15 protein-coding genes and 1 tRNA gene are annotated in these 14,167 nt (G+C 58.5%); 9 read left to right on the top strand and 7 right to left on the bottom strand.

The window, feature by feature from the left end:
• Positions 1 to 38 precede the first annotated feature (38 nt).
• The 3 genes from R3D51_14285 (at position 39) to R3D51_14275 (ending at position 2,813) form a co-directional block, all read left to right on the top strand.
• Positions 39 to 1,493: a glycosyltransferase family 39 protein gene (locus tag R3D51_14285; protein MEZ5900648.1), complete on the top strand. Its 1,455-nt coding sequence runs from the start codon at positions 39 to 41 to the stop codon at positions 1,491 to 1,493.
• A 145-nt stretch (positions 1,494 to 1,638) separates the two neighbouring features.
• Complete coding sequence (locus tag R3D51_14280) at positions 1,639 to 2,109, top strand: CYTH domain-containing protein (GenBank protein ID MEZ5900647.1); 471 nt, start codon at positions 1,639 to 1,641, stop codon at positions 2,107 to 2,109.
• Between the two features lie 224 nt (positions 2,110 to 2,333).
• Entirely contained in the window at positions 2,334 to 2,813 is a 480-nt protein-coding gene (locus tag R3D51_14275; protein ID MEZ5900646.1) for a DUF992 domain-containing protein, read from the top strand.
• 58 nt (positions 2,814 to 2,871) lie between these two features.
• Here R3D51_14275 and R3D51_14270 read toward each other — a convergent pair whose 3' ends face one another.
• Positions 2,872 to 3,411 (bottom strand): hypothetical protein, encoded by a 540-nt coding sequence (locus tag R3D51_14270; GenBank protein ID MEZ5900645.1) that lies wholly within the window; start codon positions 3,409 to 3,411, stop codon positions 2,872 to 2,874.
• 59 nt (positions 3,412 to 3,470) lie between these two features.
• A complete protein-coding gene (locus R3D51_14265) occupies positions 3,471 to 4,352 on the bottom strand; it encodes an alpha/beta hydrolase (protein ID MEZ5900644.1) in 882 nt (293 codons plus the stop codon).
• A 193-nt stretch (positions 4,353 to 4,545) separates the two neighbouring features.
• Between R3D51_14265 and R3D51_14260 the strand changes: the two genes are divergently transcribed.
• Positions 4,546 to 5,544 (top strand): zinc-dependent alcohol dehydrogenase family protein, encoded by a 999-nt coding sequence (locus R3D51_14260; GenBank protein MEZ5900643.1) that lies wholly within the window; start codon positions 4,546 to 4,548, stop codon positions 5,542 to 5,544.
• Between the two features lie 227 nt (positions 5,545 to 5,771).
• Entirely contained in the window at positions 5,772 to 6,098 is a 327-nt protein-coding gene (locus tag R3D51_14255; protein MEZ5900642.1) for a hypothetical protein, read from the top strand.
• Positions 6,099 to 6,460: 362 nt separating this feature from the next.
• On the opposite strand, the gene R3D51_14250 is transcribed toward R3D51_14255, so the two are convergent.
• Both R3D51_14250 and R3D51_14245 read right to left on the bottom strand, forming a co-directional pair.
• A tRNA-Arg gene (locus R3D51_14250) sits at positions 6,461 to 6,537 on the bottom strand.
• Between the two features lie 146 nt (positions 6,538 to 6,683).
• A complete protein-coding gene (locus R3D51_14245; protein MEZ5900641.1) occupies positions 6,684 to 7,373 on the bottom strand; it encodes a protein-L-isoaspartate(D-aspartate) O-methyltransferase in 690 nt (229 codons plus the stop codon).
• 387 nt (positions 7,374 to 7,760) lie between these two features.
• Between R3D51_14245 and R3D51_14240 the strand changes: the two genes are divergently transcribed.
• Positions 7,761 to 9,410 (top strand): OFA family MFS transporter, encoded by a 1,650-nt coding sequence (locus R3D51_14240; GenBank protein MEZ5900640.1) that lies wholly within the window; start codon positions 7,761 to 7,763, stop codon positions 9,408 to 9,410.
• A 79-nt stretch (positions 9,411 to 9,489) separates the two neighbouring features.
• Here R3D51_14240 and R3D51_14235 read toward each other — a convergent pair whose 3' ends face one another.
• The 3 genes from R3D51_14235 to R3D51_14225 all read right to left on the bottom strand — a co-directional run bounded on the left by R3D51_14235 (position 9,490) and on the right by R3D51_14225 (position 11,860).
• A complete protein-coding gene (locus R3D51_14235; GenBank protein ID MEZ5900639.1) occupies positions 9,490 to 10,146 on the bottom strand; it encodes an ATP-dependent Clp protease proteolytic subunit in 657 nt (218 codons plus the stop codon).
• A 65-nt stretch (positions 10,147 to 10,211) separates the two neighbouring features.
• A complete protein-coding gene (locus tag R3D51_14230; GenBank protein ID MEZ5900638.1) occupies positions 10,212 to 10,520 on the bottom strand; it encodes an ETC complex I subunit in 309 nt (102 codons plus the stop codon).
• Between the two features lie 140 nt (positions 10,521 to 10,660).
• Positions 10,661 to 11,860, bottom strand: a complete 1,200-nt coding sequence (locus tag R3D51_14225; protein MEZ5900637.1) for a CBS domain-containing protein — start codon at positions 11,858 to 11,860, stop codon at positions 10,661 to 10,663.
• Between the two features lie 574 nt (positions 11,861 to 12,434).
• On the opposite strand from R3D51_14225, the gene R3D51_14220 reads away from it, so the two are divergent.
• From R3D51_14220 to R3D51_14210, 3 genes are all read left to right on the top strand, one after another.
• Positions 12,435 to 12,707, top strand: coding sequence for a hypothetical protein (locus tag R3D51_14220; GenBank protein MEZ5900636.1), 273 nt, complete (start codon positions 12,435 to 12,437; stop codon positions 12,705 to 12,707).
• 31 nt (positions 12,708 to 12,738) lie between these two features.
• Positions 12,739 to 13,158, top strand: a complete 420-nt coding sequence (locus tag R3D51_14215) for a hypothetical protein (GenBank protein MEZ5900635.1) — start codon at positions 12,739 to 12,741, stop codon at positions 13,156 to 13,158.
• Positions 13,159 to 13,248: 90 nt separating this feature from the next.
• A complete protein-coding gene (locus R3D51_14210; GenBank protein ID MEZ5900634.1) occupies positions 13,249 to 14,106 on the top strand; it encodes an alpha/beta fold hydrolase in 858 nt (285 codons plus the stop codon).
• Positions 14,107 to 14,167: the final 61 nt, after the last annotated feature.

Here is a 14,167-nt window from a genome sequence, read left to right as displayed (position 1 = left end):
CGTGCAGTCACACCCACCGGATTTTGATCTGGTGCGTCATGGCCTTGGTGGGTGTGCATCTTGCACTTGCCGCGACGCTACATCTGACGGAGGACGAAGCCTACTATCGTCTATGGTCGCTCGCGCCGTCGCTGTCTTATCTCGACCATCCACCGATGGTGGCGTGGCTGATTGCGTTAGGACGCGCGATCGCTGGCGACACCGCGCTCGGAGTTCGTCTGCTCGCACCTTTCCTATTAGCGCTTGGCGTGCTCGTCGTCTGGCGCACGGCGACCCTACTTTACAATCGCAACGTCGCCATTTGCGCCAGCTGGTTTTTTCTCGCCATGCCGCTGCTGGGCGTGGGCGGCGTCATTATAACGCCAGACGTGCCTTCTGTGGCGTTCTACACACTTCTCATCCTGGCGCTCGCGGAGTTGAAGCGCACTGACAACGCAAACATTTGGCTGGTGATCGGCGCGCTTGCTGGCGGCGGGCTTCTATCCAAATACACAAACCTCTTTGCCGGTGCCACGATCCTGATTTGGGTTCTCGCGGTGCCACAGAACCGCCGGTGGCTATGGTCGCCGCAGTTGTGGATTGGCGGCGCAATCGCATTGGCAATCTCCGCCCCCGTGCTGATCTGGAACTGGCAGCACGATTGGGCTTCATTCGCCAAACAATTCGGCCGCGTCGGATCGGGCAGAGAAATGGGATTTTTCCATCCCATCGAGATGTGGGGTGGATACTTCGCGCTTGCCAGTCCGCTAATTGCCTTGCTGTCGCTCATCGGATTGGTGGATACGTGTATGCGCGCCATCCGTCAGCGCGACAGCGCGGATGTCCTGCTTGTTGCAGCAATCGCCCCGCTGCTTATTTATTTCACGGCACACACCCTTCATGCACGCGTGCAGGCTAACTGGATGGCACCGCTCTATCCCGAGTTCGCAATCTGCGCCGCACTTGGGCTATCCCGCATCTCTCAGCGGTTTCGCAGAGCCACCGCTTGGACGGCAATTTTTGTCGGCCTTTTTTCAACTGCAGCGATCTACGTGCATGCCGTTGTGCCTCTCGTCTCCCTGCGAAAGGATCCAAGCGGTCAAATGCGCGGATGGCCGGTGTTCACCGCCTCGCTCAGGCATCTTGCGTCGGGCAGCAACGCCCAATGGATTTCAACTTCGAGCTATGCCACAACGGCACAACTTGCGTTCGCATTTCGTGGCGCAGTTCCTGTTGCTCAGCTCAACGACCGCATCCGTCATGCTCACCTGCCTCGCCTCTCCGATAAGACCTATAGAAGCCCCACGCTTTATGTCGAACTGGAACGGCGAGCCGATGAGCGCCTCGTGGAGTCTTGTTTCGCAGACGCGAGGCACCTCGCAAATATCACACGCGATGACGGAACGCTCCAGGGCGCGCGATATGCCGTATATCTGGCAAAATCGCCCAGGCCGGTCTGCGATGGCGATTCCCTTCCGCCCCATACGGATCTACCCGAAGCACCGCCCCAGTAGTGGCCACAACGAACTAGCGCACTGGCATCCTTATCCGTCGAGCTGGGACAACACGGCACGCCATTCAATCGGCTCTCTGTCAAGTTCGCGGCCCATATCAACGGGCAGGGCAAACGATGTGGAACGGCATAAACGGGAGTAGGCCATGGGACTGGAGATCGAACGCAAATTCCTGGTACTTGGTGATGATTGGCGCCAATGCGCCAGCCCGGCCTCGATCCTACGCCAAGCTTACATTCACAATGACGGACGTGCGAGCGTGCGAGTGCGTATTGACGAAGCGGGCCCCGCATATCTGACGATAAAGTCAGCACAGGCGGGAATATCACGCGCCGAGTTCGATTACGCAATTCCGGCGGATGAAGCGCGCGAAATTCTGGAGCTGCGCACGGGCAGCATCGTCGAAAAACGCCGCTATCGCATTTCTCACGAAGGTAATCTCTGGGAGATAGATGAATTCACCGGCGACAATATCGGTCTCGTCATTGCCGAGATCGAGCTAAACGATCCTCAACAAAAGTTTGCCAAACCGGCTTGGGTCGGTCGTGAAGTCACTGACGATCCCCAATATTTCAACGCATCCTTGGCGAAAAAGCCGTTTCGAGATTGGGGCTGACAAGCATTTGTACCTGCGGCGTAATGATCGCCGGATGGCATTTGCAATCGCTTCGGGCTAAGACTTGCTTCGGATCAAAGCCCCGGCGAGAGCCGTCCGCAGACTAAAAAAAAAAGTCGCAGCAATGCTCGGGTAGCATTTTGCGCTTTTTCGAATTTCAGAAGACATTTCTAGAGGACTGAAACCTTATGAGTAGCCCAAGTCGCTTTGGCTTCCTGCCGCGCATGCCTGCCAAGTTCCCGCTGATCGCTTCTGCACTGCTTGTTGCGGCCCTGGCAACGCCTTCTATTTCTGCTGAGACAGCCAAGGTCAAAGCTGGAACTTTGACGTGCAAAGGCAAGGGCAAAGTCGGACTTATCTTAGGTTCCAAGGAGACCTTGGATTGTACCTATAACCCTGCCGGCAACGGCCCGGCACGAAAGCTCAAGGGAACGATCACGAATATCGGTCTCGACATTGGTGTCACCGGCAAAAGCGTGATGATCTGGACCGTGCTCGGCTCGACGACTTCGCTTCCAGGTGAAGCGCTTCGTGGAAACTTCGTTGGCGCAGCGGCTGATGCATCGCTCGGTCTTGGCGCTGGCGCCAAAGTCCTGGTTGGCGGCAACAACAAGTCCGTCGTTCTTCAGCCGCTGAGCGTCCAAGGCCAGACTGGCGTCAATCTCGCCGTCGGCGTTGCCGGTCTCAAACTGCAAGAGCAGTAAGGCTCTACTTTGAATTTTGCGGATGGCTGCGGAAGTTGCGCAGCTATCCGCTCTTCCTTCAGCGGTAGAAATCGACCCACGCGAGCGACAGGCTCTCGGGATTTGTTTCAACAAGCGTCTTCGGCAGCACGATGTCGAGGTAGTCTACCGCAGCAGATCCTTTTTCAGACCTCTGTTTGACCATCACCTGCGACCATTGCCGATCGCCGGATTTCAATTTCGTCGTGCCATCTTTTGTTTTGACCGACTGCGTCGTCCGATGCTCGGCACTGTTGGAGACAAACCAATTCATCTCCATCAAGCCATTACCTACGCTGAAGGACTCAAGCCCAGACAGATGAAGCCGCACACGGATCTCCTCCGGCCAGTGCGCTTCCCTGCGCGTGAGCGTGCCTCGGTCGATGCCTGACGGGCATTTGATGTCGACAAGAACGGCCGATCCCACTTGGCTTAGAGTTATGCTTGTATCCGAACGGCGTGTTTCGACCGATAACCTGGGGGCCTGGGAGCCTTTGGTCGGTTCAACCTGAGCCACCGCCAGTATCGGCACCACGAGCGCCAACGCGAGCGACACACAGGCAAGCATCGCTTTTCGCATCCCTCATCCTCCAACACGATCCAGCAGCCACCCTTGCGATCTGGCGAACAACAGCCCTCCTAGAGATTGCGCAGATAAGCCACCACTCTTCGAGCGACCTGCGAGGCAAACAACACGTTGCGATGACCCAGCCCGTCGTAGGGCGCCAATTCCGCTCGCGCATACTGCGAAGCGATATTCTCAGACGTGCTGAACGGCACATCCGCGTCGTCGCGCGCGTGGACGAGCAGCACCGGCAGATCGCAGACCGTCAAAAGCCGCGACACCGCAAAACGGCTAATCGGCCGACGGCCTATACGTTCAAGCCGCTGTTCCAGACCGCGCAGCCCCGTTGCCGACAGCCGCCAATGGTCCGCAAAACTGCGCGTGATGTCGCTCAGTTTGTCGGGGCTTGCGATCAGAACGAGCCCCTTGATACGCTTCAAGACCCCTGGCATCGGCGGCGCACCTTCCAAAGCTACGAGTGCTGTCATGCTGCCGAATGAATGCGACACGATCGCGTCGAACGGTCCGAGCGCATCACCAATCGCGACGATCGAGGCTGCGCATTGCATCAAATTAGTGTTCCGTCCCGCGCTCAGTCCGTGCGCGGGAAGGTCGACAAGAAGAGCTGTGAAGCCTGCTCTGCGGATCGCTTCGGCAAGCGCGGTCATGAAAGAGGCTTCGCTCGTCCAGCCATGCACGAGCAGGATGCTGCCCCGCGACTCTCCGTCCGGGTTCAATCGATATGTCGCGACGTCACCGACAGGCGTCGCGACGCGTTTCGAAATGGCATTGCGCAGATAATAGCGTGCGCGCTCGGCAAGCACGCGTTGATCGGGATGACGCCACTGCGAAAGGATCGGCGTACAAAAAAGACGGAGCGCCGCGTCGGCGGCAAAACCCGGCGCAAAGCCGTCAAGCTTGCGACCCGACCAGACCTCTTTTGGCAACCAAACCATGCGGTCTCAGGCAATCAATACAAACAATACCCAGGATCACATAAGCCTTGCAGACCGCGCAAGAGCCCCATCGACCCAAGCTAAATTGTGGTCCTCACCAAGCATCCTATGCCGGTTTTCAGATCAACGTGAACGGGCTTACAAATAGCTACTGGAATTGTCCGGGCTCAAACTCTCAAGTCAAGGGTCGCGCATGATAGCAATGGTATTCGAACGGCCCGGCCTACCGCTGCAGCTTCTCAACCAGCCCCGTCCCGTACCACAAGAGGGACAAGTTCTAGTAAAGGTCTCCGCATGCGGGGTCTGCCGGACCGACCTCCATCTTATTGACGGCGAACTCGAAAATCCGAAGCTCCCCGTAATACCAGGACACGAGATCGTCGGTTACGTGGAAGGATTAGGACCAGGCGTCGATAGCCCTTCGAAGGGGCAACGTGTCGGAATTCCCTGGCTTGGCAGCACCTGTCGAAGCTGCCACTTCTGCATGAGCCATCGCGAGAACCTTTGCGACCACGCCCAGTTTACCGGCTACACGCTCGATGGCGGCTATGCGCAATATACAATCGCGGACGCGCGATATTGTTTTCCGCTCACGACACCGTTGTCAGATATCGAAGCCGCACCGCTGTTGTGCGCGGGTCTCATCGGCTATCGCTCGCTCAAGTTCGCAGGCGAAGCGAAACGAATCGGGATTTACGGCTTCGGGGCCGCCGCCCACATCATCGCCCAGGTTGCCATTCATCAGGGACGAGAGATCTACGCTTTCACGCGCCCTGGAGATCTGACGGCGCAAGCATTCGCGCGCGCCCTTGGCGTGCGTTGGGCCGGCGGCTCGGACGAGATGCCGCCGGAGCCGCTCGAAGCCGCGATCATCTTCGCCGCAGTCGGTCACCTTGTGCCGCTTGCGCTAAGAGCAACCGAAAAGGGTGGGACCGTCGTGCTGGGCGGGATTCACATGAGCGAAATTCCGGCAATGCCCTATTCCATTCTGTGGGGCGAACGGCGCGTGCAGTCGGTCGCCAACCTGACGCGGCAGGACGCAATCGACTTCCTGAATATCGCGGCCCATACTCCGATCAAGATGCACGTCGAAGCGATGCCGCTGGAGCAAGCAAACATCGCCCTCGATCGCTTGCGTTCCGGCAAAGTCTCCGGGGCTCTCGTGCTTCAGCCGCAAGAAGCGGCGCAATAGCTTACTCTCGATCGAAATCGTCCGGACAACACTTGCGACCATGCTTGTTCACTGGGCCTGGAATGAGTAATTACAAGCCATAAAACGGCGCGCTGTTAGACGGCAGCCACAGAATTGAGCTTGGAGATTATTCCGATGTCAGTAAAATTGATTTGTAGGGCTGCCGCAGCCTTTACCCTTGTACCTCTCGCGACTTTTCGCAATTAGCGCGATGGCGAAGCTGGATTGTGGACATTGCCCTCGCTGACGTGTCGAAATTATTGATCGCACCGCACCACGGCCGCGACTCGGGCGGAGACAGAGAGTACCTCAGGATCCTTCGCCCCAAGCTCACGCTGTTCGGCTGCGCACCCTCCGAGCACCTCGCATACGACGCTTGGAGCAATCGCAGTCTCGCCAAAATCACGAACAAGCAAGCCGGGAATGTCGTAGTCGACATGAGCGAGGATCGCCCCTGGGTATACGTACAGGATCGGGAGTTTGCTGCCGCAAACAATAGCGACTCGTTCTACTCGCCCCGGCATGATGCATACTGCTGGGGCTGCGTTATCTGACGTGGCGCCACGGCAAGGAAAACTTAGGAGGCGCAATGAGCTGGCTTTCAGAAGGGATTAGTCTCGCGATCGAGAGCCGACGTGCTCAGAAGGAATTTCACGAAAGTTGGATTTTCGCGGCTCATACGGCGCTGGACAGCGCACACCACAGCTCGGCCTACCTAAGTTTGCTGAACTCGTCACTCGATGGCAATCAGCTGCTAGTCAATGTTCAACGACCAGACCATCGCTACCTACAGAGCAACCCCCGACGGGATATCCTACTCCGATAAAGAACCACCGCTCACAACGGAAAGCGAATTTCAAAGGCACCTCTGCAGTGTGTGCGCCGAGAAGTTCTTCGTGTAACAGGCGAGGAAGACTGGCGCGCCCGGCAGGATTCGAACCTGCGACCACTCGCTTAGAAGGCGAGTGCTCTATCCAGCTGAGCTACGGGCGCTTGCCAGGGTTGGCTACACGGTTTGCGCGTGCCCGTCAAAGCCGCCGGGCCCGTCACCGTGGATCGCCCACAGAACCTTGAAATAATGCAAATATATTGCCGCTTGTGGCGCACGATCGCAATCTGATCGGTCAGCCCGGCGCGCCTCAGTCTCCCTCGTTTGCTTTATCGGGCGGGTTCTCGGCGGCATCGCTCCAGCCCTGCGCACCGATCAGCGGCACAAATCGCACTTCGCCTAGGTTCTCCTGCAAGTACGCCTCGGGTCCAGTGCGCGTCAGCCGGATGAGCGTCTGCCGGTGCGGTTCATCTCCAACGGGGATGACCAGGCGTCCACCGATTGTAAGTTGTCCCTTGAGCGCATCCGGCAGAGCAGGCGCCCCAGCTGAAACCAGAATGGCATCGAAGGGAGCCTCCTCAGGCCAGCCTCTCGTACCATCGGAATGTCTGACGTGGACATTGCCATATCCGCCGCGAGCAAGGTTGGCCTTCGCCATCGCCGCTAATGACTCGATACGTTCGATGGCGAAGACCTCATGCGCGATGCGCGAAAGAACAGCCGCCGCGTATCCCGAGCCCGCACCGACCTCAAGCACCTTCTCGCCGCCTTCAAGTTGCATGACCTCGACCATCAAGGCGACGACATAGGGCTGCGAGATCGTCTGGCCCGCACCGATCGGCAATGGACGGTCTGCATAAGCGAGGTCGGCCTCATGGGCCGGCACAAAGTTTCCCCGCTCAACCGATCGCATGGCTGACAGCACGCGCGCGTCCGTCACACCGCGCCCCGCGATCTGTATCCGCACCATGCGCTCGCGCTCTTTCTGCCTACCGGTCATCGACCTACCTTCGATCGCGAATCCCTTGTGCAAACGTTATGCTCGCGCAACGCCAGCACAACTCAGATCGCGCTGAACTGGCAGTCACTCCCGCGGCTCTCGCCACGACAAACCGCCAATATAGCAAACGCCGTAATGTTGCGGCGCGCAAAACTGTCTAACCGATCTACATGTGGTCTGAAGCTTCGCACCGCAGTCTAAACTACGCGGCTAATATTTTGCAGCGCGGCGAAGTCTCTGCAGCTCAACGTGCATTTTTTTCCTTTTCCTTGATTGATTGTCACGGCCGGGGCATGGCAAATGAACTTTGAGCGTTGGACGAAAGTCCAACTGCTCCAACTGAAAACGAGAATTCACCGCAGAACGAGAACTCAGGGGGAGACTCTCATGGGCGCCGCAAATCCGGCAGTCGACGCATCATCGCCAGGCATACTCGACCGGGAACGCATTATCGCGAAAGCCGGCTTCAATCGCTGGTTGGTTCCGCCGGCGGCGCTTGCGATCCACCTGTGTATTGGCATGAGCTACGGCTTGAGCGTCTTCTGGCTGCCGCTTTCCCAGGCGCTCGGAGTGAGCAAGCCGATCGCGTGCCCGGACATGACGATGATCGAGGCACTCACGACAACCACCTGCGATTGGCGGGTTAGCGACCTTCTCGTAACTTTCACTTTAGGTATTGTCTTCCTGGGTCTTTCGGCGGCGATGTTCGGTGGCTGGCTTGAGCGCGCTGGCCCGCGAAAGGCCGGTGTTGTCGCGGCGCTGTGCTGGGGCGGCGGCTTCATCCTTTCGGCTCTCGCGGTGCAGATCCACCAACTTTGGCTGCTGTGGCTTGGCCTTGGCATCATTGGCGGCATTGGCCTCGGATTGGGCTACATTTCTCCGGTCTCGACCCTCATCAAATGGTTTCCCGACCGACGCGGTATGGCGACCGGCATGGCCATCATGGGCTTTGGCGGCGGCGCGATGATTGGTTCGCCGCTGGCCATCCTGCTCATGAACCATTTCAAGAGCGACACCTCGGTCGGCGTCTGGCAGGCCATGGCCGTAATCGGCATCATCTACATCGTCTTCATGTTGGGAGGCGCCTTCGGCTACCGCGTTCCTCCGGACAACTGGAAGCCCGATGGTTGGGAGCCTCCGCACGACAAAGCCCATGCCATGATCACCACGGGCAACGTTCATCTCGACGACGCTCACAAGACCCCGCAATTCTGGCTGATCTGGATCGTGCTTTGCATGAACGTGTCGGCAGGCATTGGTGTCCTCGCGATGGCATCACCCATGCTGCAGGAAATCTTTGCCGGACGCCTGATTGGCCTCCCCGATATCAAGTTCTCCGCGCTTGACGATATGCAGCGCACCGCAATCGCGGGCATCGCCGGCGGCTTCGTAAGCCTGCTGTCACTGTTCAACTCAGGCGGTCGCTTCCTGTGGGCCTCGCTGTCCGACCACATCGGACGCAAGATGACTTACTTCTGCTTCTTCGTGCTGGGCATCGCGCTCTATGGTATTGCGCCAACGCTGGCGCACATTGGGTCTATCGCTCTGTTCGTTGCAGCCTTCTGCATCATCTTGACGATGTATGGCGGTGGCTTCGCAACCGTTCCGGCGTATCTGGCCGATATGTTCGGCACGCAATTCGTCGGCGCCATCCATGGCCGTCTGCTAACGGCTTGGTCGACTGCAGGCGTGCTTGGTCCTCTCGTCATCGGCTACATCCGCGATGCTCAGATCGCGGCCGGTATCCCGCGCGCGCAGGTCTATGACCGCACGATGTACATTCTGTGCGGCTTTCTGCTCATCGGTTTCATCGCCAATGCGCTCATCCGGCCTGTGTCTGAAAAGTGGATGATGTCGGAGGAAGAAGTGGCCAAACTGCAAGCCGAAAAGACCTCTCACATGGCACCTGCGGGTTCGCACGGGATCGGCTTTGGAGGTTTCTCCATACCAGTCTTGATCGCCTGGCTCTGCGTCGGCATTCCGTTCCTTTGGGGCGTGTGGAACACGCTCGGTAAGGCGGCGGCGCTGTTTGGATAAGCAACGCCCTGTCTGGCAAGCAATTAGCGAAAAGCGAGAAGGAGGATGGAGACTGCCATCCTCCTTTTCTTTTGGAATCCTAAAATACGCTCTGCACCACGCCGGAATTCTGATCGACCAGTTCGCGGCCCGTCAGCCAGATATCATTTCCGCCCGTCATCTCGGCACGCACTTTGTCAATCCACGTCTGAGAAACACCGGCCGGCACGAAAAACCTGGCGAACAGCCGATCCGTCTCGGAACTCTTTGCAGACTCCGGGACGTTGACCTCGTCATTTGAGACCTCCTCCCTGAAGCTGACTTCGTGGAACATGAATCGTGCGCTGGCCGCAGCCGTGCGCCGCGTGCCTTGCAAATAAACCGGAACGCACATGGACGCGCATGGCTTGCCTGCTTCGACAACGGTCTCAAGCTGATGCGTCTCGCGGATCTGGCGCAAGAGCGCAACGACACGTGCGCCCTGATCGATGGAGCCACCCGGCGATGCGAGCGCCAAAACAAATGTGCGCGCAGAATTGTAGCGTGCAAACGCCTCCCTGAGGCGCGCCTCCATCGGCGCCGCGATCCGACCGCGCCACGTCAAATATACGGTGTCCTCGCTGGGATCCGCGCGCACATCCAACGTGCCGACACCGATGAAAATAGCATCCAGCGTGTCACGCGCTTTAAACCCGAAAAACACGATCGCCAACAGGGCAATGCCCCACAGAATGCGATTGAGAGATCGGGAAGGCATGAACGATAGATATCTTTCACATCGACGGTTTCAAGGAGAACTGCCAGGCCGACAGTGACGCGGCGTTAGTGCGTCCAGCTTCCGATGCGGCCGAACTTGAAGTTGTCGCCGTAGGATTTTTTTACAAACGCGCGTGGATTTGGCTCGACCACCGTATAGGCCAAGCCATTGTGGGTGGCGTAGGCAATCGCCTCTTCCTTGCTATCGAAGGTGAGCTTCACCTGCGCGCGCGTATCGCCCGATCCCGACCAGCCCATGAGCGGATCAGGCGTGCGCTTGTCCTCGGGCTCAAATTCCAGATGCCAGAACTCGGTGTTCGCCTGGCCTGACTGCATTGCTGACTTGGCCGGCTTGTAGATGCGTACTTTTGTCATGAGTGCCTCAAAACCACGTCCGCCCGTTCTGCGCTCGCAACGAGCGCCAGCTTCCCTTGGGTATGAGGTGTCGGCATGTCCTGTCAATGGCGCGCGGCGGCGCGCCTATTTTCCTGGCTCCAAGTGCATATGGACGGTCGTTAGCGGATCTCGATCGTATTGTCGCGCAACACGTTAGCCTCTCGCTGCACCTCTTCGAGGCGGTGGTTCAGAACGTCGCCGATGCTGATGAGTCCGATGAGCTTGACGCCATCGGATACAGGCAGATGACGGATACGCCGCCTTGTCATGATCTGGGCAACCGTCTGGAGGGTGTCCTGCGGCGCGCAGCTAATCACCGCCCTGGTCATGATATTGGACACAGGCATGGCGAGCAGGCTTGGTCCGTACTCGGCAAGGCCGCGGGTAAAATCGCGTTCGGAGACAATACCCTCCACCGCGCCCGTGTGCGAGATCACCACCATCGCGCCGACCTTCTCTTGGAATAGCCTGCGCGACAGAAACTGCACAGTATCGGTCGGGTTGACCGACTTCACGACATCGCCCTTCTCTTTTAGAATGTCGATGACTTTCATCCCGGCGTTACGCTTCTTGGCGCTCCAAACGGCATCGTGAATGAAGAGGGCTTCAATTCCCGCAAGTAACTTCTGGTTCTGTTCAAGTCCCGGCTGATCCTGTGGTGCTTCGTCAGCTATTTCCAACAGGCTGTCGACAACGGTGCGCGCTCCAAAAATTCCATTGTCGAGTTCGCTGTGGCCAAGCACGGCGATAGCGGGCACGCCAACGGCCTGAGCCGCGGCAAGCCCTTCGGCGCAGGTGTCTATCACCAGGATGCGGCCATCGGCCCCTGATACGGCTTCCATCATGGCGGCAACGGGACCGCTCGTGTCCTCTCTAATGAGACGCGCGCAGTGTTCGGCGACTTCTTTTCCCGTAGCGGTTTGCAATACCTTACGCGCAAGTGCGACGGGTAATCGCGTCAAAACGACAATTTCTCCGCCCTGCCTGCTGACCGCTTCGATCAGCTCAATGGCGCCGGGCGTCGTTGTAAGCCGCTCGGCTTCCAGTATGTCGCATGCGATCTGGCGCAAATGCTTATGCGTCACCTCGAAAAGCGTACGCAAATCCGCCGTTTGCTTGCGCGGATAGAGGCGCGAGGTTGCGTATTTGAGAAAGCGCTCCTTGGTGACGTCATGTCCGAACGCACGCGCAAACGCTTCTTCTCCGATGACGTGCGCAAAGCCAGCCTCGGCCAACGCCTCGTTGGTGGCGCGGCGATACGTATCTGCAGTCAGGACGAGTCCGCCCTCAAGCCTCACGATGAGGCGCGATACCATCATTGAAGAAAGTCCAACCCTCATTTGCTCTCAATTACTGAGATCTGCGTAATGGCAACCTTGCCCGCGCGCTTGTGATGCGGAATTCAAAGCAGCAATTCGCAGATCGCCCCCTGACTTTTCTCGCTGATCTTCTTGGATGGAACTGGCAGCAATTTGATCCTGAACGTGAGCCGCCAGCGGCACATCATCGCCCCTGCAATTTCATCGTCGATCCGATCCTAGCGAGAAAGCCTTGCACATTCGCGTGCCGAGCCTCTCAGAGACACTGGATCACCCGTTCATTCCGGTGACTGAGATTGATCGCTGATAGTGCGCTCATCAAGGCGTCTTAAACGCATATGGCGAGCGGCCTATGGTCGCTGGCTTCTCGCGCGCAATCCCGCAACTGCTGATTCCGCATCGCAACACGATCCGTCGTAAGAGCTCTTCAACTCTCCGCCAAGGCACGTGCGACCTCCTGTGTGCCCGGCGTGACAGCGCGGCTTTTGAACCTCCCTCAAGGATACGGCGACGGAGCAAATGAGACGCCGCTCCGCAGAGCCCCAAATCAAAACGAATTCGAAGGAGAGAAGCCATGCAGGGTCAAATCGAAACCTTCCGCCGCGATATTGGCGTCGGGATCATCAAAGCCGAAGACGGCCGCAAATACCGCTTTGTGCGCCGGGACATCGTGAACACCCGCTTCCAGCTTGCCGGCGAGGAAGTCGATTTCGTTCTCGATGGCCGCTCGCCGAAGGAAATCATCGTGCTAGCCGGATCGCCCTGGTCCGTATTTGCCGGCCCGGTTTCCACCTTGGTGTTTCAAACTGAGCCTCAGTCGGGCTTCGAGCTGCGCTTGGCCGCATGACCTTAACCATCGCACTCGGGAGTTCGCAGAAATGAGCCATCAGATCGATACCGCCGACATCCCGGCCGTTGCGCTTGAGGATATTCTTGTTCCCCTGCGCGCGGCCGTCGCCAAGGGCCAGGGTTTGGCCCTGCTCAACGGCATGAACGAAACGGCCATCCGCGAAATTGAAACGGTTGTGTGGGAGCACTTCGCTGATGCCCCGCAACTCCGCCTGGCGGTAGCGCTGCGCTTTCGCGCACTGCTCGAGGTATTTGCGGCGCGCCGCCTCAAGCAGCTCTTTTTGAACAACGGTTTCAAGCTGATTGCACGCGCTGCCCACGAGGCAGCCGGCCAGCGCCTCAACGTTGCTTACGGCTTTAAGGCGCAACGCTTCGTGCTCGCTCTCAGCTCTGCGCCCGCCACGCATAACAACCCGACGCTGGCACCCATGCACGCGCTGGCGGCCTGAGCCAACCGCCTGTCCCGCAGGGAACTGCCCAAGATGGGCAGCGGGATTAACCCTCAACCATCGGAAATCAATACCATCGGGGGACAGACAATGGCGAGCGAAGTTGGCTTCAAGATCAAGGGCGGCAAAATCGGCATCCTTCTGATGCACCGTCTATGCGGAACTCCGGTGGAAATGCGTTTCGTCGCCAATGGCCTCGCACGCGCTGGCTACACCGTCCACGCTCCCCAGCTTGCCGGTCATTGCGGCAGCGAAGCCGAAGTCAAAGCCACTTCTTGGTCGGATTGGTACCGCAGCGCCGAGGAAGCCCTCGATGAGCTTCACAAGGAGTGCGATGTGGTCATCGCCGGCGGCCTTTCGACGGGCGCCGTGCTTGCACTCATGCTTGCCGCCAAGAACCCCGGAAAAGTCCATGCGACCGCCCTGCTGGCGCCGACGCTGTGGCTCAACGGCTGGATGATCCCCTGGTACGCGCGTCTCTTCCGACTGGTGCGCCATCGCTGGTTCGCCAAGCTATTCCGCTTTCCACATCATGCGCCGCACGGCATCAAGGACCCGAAAATCCGCGAATTCATCCAGAAGATGCGCGCCGCAAAAGGCAATTCGGAAGCTGGCCACCCGGTAACGCCCGGCGAGATGGTGTTTGAGCACCGCCGCCTGTCGGATGCCGTTCAGACCCTGGTTCCCTACGTCCGACAGCCCTCGCTTATCGTCCACCCGCTGGAGGACGACTATGCGGGCCTCTCCAACGCGACCTACCTGCGCGACCGCCTCGCAGGCGAAGTCGAGCTCAAGGTGCTCGACGACAGCTATCACATCGTCACCGTCGACCGGCAGCGCCACCTCGTCGTTGAGGCGATCGACCGGTTCGCGTCTCGTCTCGCAGTAATGGCCGATCCAGCCAAAGCCGTCGTCGAAACTCTCGATAGGGCCCGCGCCATTGCATAAAACAACTAAAAATCAGTCAATTAGTCGAAATCCCCGGATTTGACCAGAGCTGTCACGGGCG

The sequence above is a fragment of the Hyphomicrobiaceae bacterium genome (genome assembly GCA_041397645.1).
Taxonomy (GTDB): Bacteria; Pseudomonadota; Alphaproteobacteria; order Rhizobiales; family Hyphomicrobiaceae; genus Hyphomicrobium_B.
Note: the sequence above shows the minus strand (reverse complement) of the source record. Positions and strands in the feature narration are given on the sequence as shown.

Excerpts from the sequence above, each read along its gene's own strand:
- R3D51_14285 (MEZ5900648.1), top strand. The coding sequence starts at position 39 with ATGGCCTTGGTGGGTGTGCATCTTGCACTTGCCGCGACGCTACATCTG.
- R3D51_14280 (MEZ5900647.1), top strand. The coding sequence starts at position 1,639 with ATGGGACTGGAGATCGAACGCAAATTCCTGGTACTTGGTGATGATTGG.
- R3D51_14275 (MEZ5900646.1), top strand. The coding sequence starts at position 2,334 with ATGCCTGCCAAGTTCCCGCTGATCGCTTCTGCACTGCTTGTTGCGGCC.
- R3D51_14270 (MEZ5900645.1), bottom strand. The coding sequence starts at position 3,411 with ATGCGAAAAGCGATGCTTGCCTGTGTGTCGCTCGCGTTGGCGCTCGTG.
- R3D51_14265 (MEZ5900644.1), bottom strand. The coding sequence starts at position 4,352 with ATGGTTTGGTTGCCAAAAGAGGTCTGGTCGGGTCGCAAGCTTGACGGC.
- R3D51_14260 (MEZ5900643.1), top strand. The coding sequence starts at position 4,546 with ATGATAGCAATGGTATTCGAACGGCCCGGCCTACCGCTGCAGCTTCTC.
- R3D51_14245 (MEZ5900641.1), bottom strand. The coding sequence starts at position 7,373 with ATGACCGGTAGGCAGAAAGAGCGCGAGCGCATGGTGCGGATACAGATC.
- R3D51_14240 (MEZ5900640.1), top strand. The coding sequence starts at position 7,761 with ATGGGCGCCGCAAATCCGGCAGTCGACGCATCATCGCCAGGCATACTC.
- R3D51_14235 (MEZ5900639.1), bottom strand. The coding sequence starts at position 10,146 with ATGCCTTCCCGATCTCTCAATCGCATTCTGTGGGGCATTGCCCTGTTG.
- R3D51_14230 (MEZ5900638.1), bottom strand. The coding sequence starts at position 10,520 with ATGACAAAAGTACGCATCTACAAGCCGGCCAAGTCAGCAATGCAGTCA.
- R3D51_14225 (MEZ5900637.1), bottom strand. The coding sequence starts at position 11,860 with ATGATGGTATCGCGCCTCATCGTGAGGCTTGAGGGCGGACTCGTCCTG.
- R3D51_14220 (MEZ5900636.1), top strand. The coding sequence starts at position 12,435 with ATGCAGGGTCAAATCGAAACCTTCCGCCGCGATATTGGCGTCGGGATC.
- R3D51_14215 (MEZ5900635.1), top strand. The coding sequence starts at position 12,739 with ATGAGCCATCAGATCGATACCGCCGACATCCCGGCCGTTGCGCTTGAG.
- R3D51_14210 (MEZ5900634.1), top strand. The coding sequence starts at position 13,249 with ATGGCGAGCGAAGTTGGCTTCAAGATCAAGGGCGGCAAAATCGGCATC.